Here is a 4135-nt window from a genome sequence, read left to right as displayed (position 1 = left end):
GCAAAGCAGGGCTAAAGCGCGGCCATTTCCTGCCGGATCACCCGGTTGTCACCGCGCGCCAGAACCCATTTGCCAAGTTGCTTGGCCAGTTCTGGGTGCCCGCTTGCCAGCGCGCGCTTGAATAGCTCTCGCTGATAGCGCGGAAACTCGCGCCGCGCGCGCAAACGGCGGTAGAAACCCGCCTCGGTCAAGCTACCGTCGAGCGCGGCGAGGATGATCGGGTTCAAAATCCCCATCTGGTGCAGCGATGATCCAAGCCGGTGGCCCAGCAAGGGCGTGCGCAGCTTGACCACGTTGGGGGCGCTAAACCGCGCGACGTGCCCGGCATCGAGCGGCTCGTAAGGGTCGAACAGAATCGAAACCCTGCGCGCCAATTTCGACGCTTCGGCCGCATCGCCGTATTTACCTGACCAGTCACGATCCCAAGCCACGCTATAGCGAGTTTCCCAAGGCACCTGCGCGCGGTCGAGCGTTGATTGCGGGCTGATCGCCACCACGTCTGCCCCCGGACAGGCCGCAGAAAACGCCGCCGCCGCATAGCCGCCCATCGATGCGCCGTAAAACACCACCCGCTCGAACTGCGCAAAAAAGCCTGTTGCGGCAAGGCGATCAAACTCGTCCGCAACCCATTGATCGCGATACCATGTCCAGCCACCTGCCAGAACGCCCAGCATCGACCAGCCCTGCTTCTCGATGAAGTGAAAGCCCCACGGACGCCGCTCTTCGCGCTTGTTCATGGCGATGTCGAGGTTGTCGAAGGTGACCACCAGCGTGCGCCCGCGCGGCATGTAAAGAAACGAGTGGCTGCCATTATCGGTATAAAAACCGTCGCGCCCGGCCAGCGTGCGCGCCATCTTGGCCCATTCGGGGTCGGTGGCGACCTCGGTGGGCGGTTTGGGGGTAAAGCGGGCGCGGTTGACCTCGGTCCCGGCATCGTCGCGCTTGCTGAGGTAGTCGAGTGTGCCGTAATCCTTCAGGAAGGGCACACTGCCAGAGCCTTTGCGAATATCCAGCAACATGCGGCTGTCGGAATGTAGGCACGCTTCAAGAACAGGCGCTATGTATTTGATCTTATGCGCATCCCCGAAGCCCGTCAGATTGGCGATCAGGTCAGTCGGGCGCAGGTCTTTGGCGCGGCTGACAACCCGCACCCGATTATCCTCTACGCCATTTGCTTGCAGAAAGGCGCGGTAGGGCGCTACCCAGTCAGACGGCTGCGTAGCCCATTCGCCGCTATGGGTCAGATCAATCAGGGCGATGTCGCAATCCCATTTGCTATGCGCAGCCAAGGCCAGCGCCTGTGCGCCGCCGCCAAGATCGGCAAATGTCGCCACCTCGGGCAAATCGACAGCGTCGATCAAGGCGGTGTCAAAGACATGCCTGCCACGTTCGCCAATCGGCGCGTCCTCGGGGCGAATGCCGTGCTTTTCAACCAATGATTCCAGATACGAACCCGGTGGCGGCAAGCCCGCGAAACGCCGCCCCATTTCGCGCTTGTTCGATGCCCAAAGGTGCAGCGCCGTTGTCGCCTCGGTCAAGCGCGCCTCGACCTTTGATGCTTTGCGTATCATCCGAGTCCGTTCGGGAAACGGAATCGGATAAAACGCTTCTAGCGGCTGCACCTGATGCTCTAGCCCATGTTTGGCGACGAAATAGGTGATCATCATCGGCCCCCAGACCCCCCAGGGCTGTTGGCTGACGTGCACGGGCGTGCCTGCGGACTTTGCCGCCAGATATTCGGCGCGCAGGCTTGGCTTGATGAACTCGGGGATCGCAAAGCGGTCTTCCATGAAGGCGATGATGTCGGCCAGAATCGCGCTATCGGCGGGCAGGCCCAGAACCGCGTTATTGACGCGGGTTTCGCCGGGCAGTTCGAACCCCATCACATAATCGCTCGCATACTCCATCGGGCGGTAGCAGTAGACATCCGTATCAACCCAGATCATCCCCGGGTTCTGGGCGATCATGTGAATACGAAAGAAATCGGCAAACAGCGCGAAACTGTCTTTCTTTTCGTATTTGATGAAATCGTCGGTATCGAGCACCTCGCGCCCGTCGCGGCAGATCACGCCTTCGGGCACGTTGGGGATATCGTCATAAGAGTAGAGCGTGATCTTCTGGCCCTGATCCACGAAGGACTTGAGGCAGAGGATTTCAAGCCAGCTCAAGCGCCCGCCGATCCACAGCGTTCCAACCTCGCGCACCCGTCCCATACCTTTGTACCTGCCCTTCGTTTTGCCCGCCATGATGCGTCAAACTGCAAGCCCTGCCAATGGCTTTGCGGGTGGCGCGTTTGCGCGCCGGGCCGACTGTGCTAGGAAAGTGGCAATGTGGGGTGAACGGGGCAGGCAATGGCGAAGGCGGTGGTGATGCAGAGCACGTTGGGGGCCATGCCCGAGGTGCTCGACGCGCTCGCTTGGCCCGAGGGCGAGGGCTATGCCTTCCGCATTTTTTTCGCCGCCCCTGCCCCGGTCGAACGGTTTACCGATGCACCGCGCACAGGCTGCGCCGATGTGCGCGAACTGCGCGAGGTTTCGGGCGGCATGTTGGTGGCCGGGGTCTGCGCCGCGCTGCCGCTGCGACTGGCGCTGGCTGAGGGCGAGATCGAGATTTATCCCGACGCGCCCGAGCAAGAGCGTTTTGCAGGCAAGAACGCGCTTTTGGCGCTGCGTCTGGAAGAACCTGCCGAGGCGGTGGTGGATTGGCTTGCCTATCACGCAGGCCAGCACGGGGCCGAGGCCGCGGTGATCGTGAACCGCGCGCCACCTGACAGCCCAGCGGGCAGCCCAGCCCAGTTTGCCCACGCAATCGAACAGGGCTGCGAGGCGCGCGGGCTGGCGCTGGTGGTGGCGGTGATCGATAGCGTGGTGCCTTTGGGCAAACCCGGCTCTGCGGGCGAAAACCACCTCTGGCTTGCCCCCGACGCGCCCGGCAAGGACCGGATGGAGGTGCCGCCCGACGACATCTGGCGCGCGCCGCTTGGGCAAGGCTTGGTCTATGAGATTGCCAAGTGGCGGTATCTGGCGCGCGCCCGCGCGGTGCTGACGCTGGATGTGACCGACATTCTCGCGGCACGCGACGCGGGGGCGCCGACCGCTTTTGACATCTGCGCCGCATCAAAAAGCGGCGTGGTGCTGATGGTCGGGCGGCGCATCTATCCTTGGCGGGTGCGCAAAGGTCAGCCAGAACGCTTTGGCGACCATATATGCCGCCAGTTCGATTCCCGCCGCGGCATCGCGCGCTGGGGCGTTGCACCCGAGCTTGCGGGGCTGCAAAACACCTGGCGCGCCATTCGCGTGGCCTATGCGCGCCCCGAACCCGGGAAGGTCATCCCATTCTGGCGCGCGATGGCGCTGCGGGTGCCCGGCCGCGCCGCATCGGAACTGGCACCCAAAACCTCGTTGATCGAGGACCCCGACCTTCTGGCACTGGCGAAAGGCGCATTCGGGCACAAGCCCGTGCGCCCACCGGTCTCGGCCACGCGGCGCGCACCGGCTGCGGCGCTAGCGGCGGGACGCACCTGCATCGTGACCACGATGAAGAACGAAGGTCCCTTCATTCTGGAATGGCTTGCCTATCACCGCGCCATCGGGGTTGATGATTTTCTGATTTACACCAACGATTGCACCGACGGCACCGACACGATGCTAAAGACGTTGCAGGCCAAGGGGTTGGTGCAGCAGCGCGAAAACCCGTTTCGGGCAATGAACCTGCCGCCGCAGCACGCGGCATTGCAAGCCGCCGAAGACGAGCCGCTGATTCAGAATTGCGGCTGGGCGATATGCATGGATGTGGACGAGTTCATCAACGTCAAGATCGGCGATGGCACGTTGACCGCGCTTTATGCTGCGATGGGCGAGGCCAACATGATTTCGCTGACATGGCGGCTGTTTGGCAACTCTGACGTGCATGGATACGAGGACCGCTTTTTGCTGGAGCAGTTCACTCGCGCCGCCCCTGAAGTGGTGCGCAAGCCGCATCAGGCATGGGGCTTCAAGACGCTGTTTCGCAATATCGACATCTACAAGAAACTCGGTGTGCACCGCCCCAAGGGGCTGATCCCCGATCTTTGGGATCAGGTGCAATGGCTGAACGGATCGGGCCGCCCGATGCCGCGAGGGATGTTTCGCAATGG

Annotated in this window: 2 protein-coding genes; one reads left to right on the top strand and one right to left on the bottom strand. The window is 62.5% G+C overall.

Translation table 11 applies throughout. From position 1 onward, the window contains the following. Positions 1-11 precede the first annotated feature (11 nt). Positions 12-2213 (bottom strand): hypothetical protein, encoded by a 2202-nt coding sequence (locus tag ABY403_RS14175; protein WP_372841476.1) that lies wholly within the window; start codon positions 2211-2213, stop codon positions 12-14. A 138-nt stretch (positions 2214-2351) separates the two neighbouring features. Between ABY403_RS14175 and ABY403_RS14170 the strand changes: the two genes are divergently transcribed. Further along, positions 2352-4135: glycosyltransferase family 2 protein (locus ABY403_RS14170; RefSeq protein ID WP_372841475.1), on the top strand; the 1784-nt coding region annotated here is incomplete at its 3' end.

The sequence above is a fragment of the Phaeovulum sp. genome (assembly GCF_041596715.1).
In the GTDB taxonomy this organism is placed as follows: Bacteria; Pseudomonadota; Alphaproteobacteria; order Rhodobacterales; family Rhodobacteraceae; genus UBA6213.
This window is presented reverse-complemented; position numbering and strand designations above follow the sequence as displayed.

Excerpts from the sequence above, each read along its gene's own strand:
- ABY403_RS14175 (WP_372841476.1), bottom strand. The coding sequence starts at position 2,213 with ATGGGACGGGTGCGCGAGGTTGGAACGCTGTGGATCGGCGGGCGCTTG.